Below are 1,316 nucleotides of genomic sequence, written 5' to 3'. Positions count from 1 at the left end.
TTATCCGGTATGTGATCTGTGGTGCCTTTTCGTCCTGCTGTTCTTGTTTTGGAACGGCCTTATGGTGAGCCCATCCGGGACGTGGGGCACCGGGAGCACGAAGGTGCAGGCAGGCCGTCAATAGACCGTGGGCTGAGAGCCCGAGCTCGTTACATGGCCGCCCCTCGCGACTTTCCCGGATGCGCTGCGAGCGCGGATCAGTAGATGTCGTGTTGCCCGCCAGCTCCCGTCTTTGACCGAGCCAAGAAGGAGGAACGGGCATGCGCATCATCGGACTGGATATCCATCGCGCCTTCGCCGAGGCGGTAGCTTGGGAGGACGGCAGGCTCAGGCGGCTGGGTCGTGTCGACATGCGGCGCGATCTGCTGGATGCCTTCGCCGCAAAGCTGTCGTTGGATGATGTCGTGGTGATCGAGGCGACGGGCAACGCGTCCTCGGCCGCCGCGGTTGTCGCGCCGCATGTGAAGAAAGTGGTGATCGCAAACCCCAAGCAGGTGCGCATCATCGCCTATGCCAAGATCAAGACGGACACGATCGATGCCAGCGTTCTGGCGCAGCTCTATGCCAGCGGCTTCCTGCCGGAAGTCTGGATTCCGGATGAGCCGACGCAGGCTCTGCGTCGACAGGTGACACGGCGCAATCAGATTGTCCGGCAGAGGTCTCGATTGAAGAACGTCATCCAGTCGATCCTTCATAGCCACCTGATCCCGTCCTGCCCGCATGCCGACCTGTGCGGCACTAAGGGCCGGTCATGGTTGAGCGAGCAGGTCGTGCCGCAGGACGAGCGCCTCGCGATCGATCGGCATCTGCGCGAGTTCGACCGATTGGGCGAAGACCTCCAGGTCATCGAACGCGATCTTGCCCGCTCGGCTCTCGCGGATGAAGGCGTGAAGCGGCTGATGACCATTCCCGGGGTCGACATGACCGTCGCGCTGGCGATGAAGGCGGCGATCGGCGACGTGTCGCGCTTCGACGATCCGCAGAAGCTCGTGAGCTATCTCGGGTTGAACCCAAGCGTCCGACAGTCCGGGCCAGGTCCGGCCTACCATGGGCGGATCACCAAGCAGGGCCGTGGTCATGCGCGCGGCATGCTCGTCGAGGCGGCCTGGGCGGCCGCTCGTGCTCCCGGACCGTTGCGAGCCTTCTTCCTGCGTGTGCGAGCCCGGCGCGGGCAGCATGTCGCGGCCGTGGCAACCGCACGCAAACTCTCTGTCGTGATCTGGCATCTGTTGATGAAGGGCGAGAGTTACGCGTGGGCTCGACCCTCCCTGCATGCCAAGAAGCTGCGCGATGTGGAACTCAAGGCCGGGAGCAAG

General features: G+C 63.8%; 1 protein-coding gene. It reads left to right on the top strand.

The genetic code is table 11. The annotated features are described in order from the left end of the window. Window positions 1–260: 260 nt before the first annotated feature. The coding region (locus tag NKJ94_RS37350) for an IS110 family RNA-guided transposase (protein WP_352532778.1) at window positions 261–1,316 on the top strand (1,056 nt) is incomplete at its 3' end.

This window comes from Mesorhizobium sp. M0060 (genome assembly GCF_040323155.1).
GTDB lineage: Bacteria > Pseudomonadota > Alphaproteobacteria > Rhizobiales > Rhizobiaceae > Mesorhizobium.
Note: the sequence above shows the minus strand (reverse complement) of the source record. Positions and strands in the feature narration are given on the sequence as shown.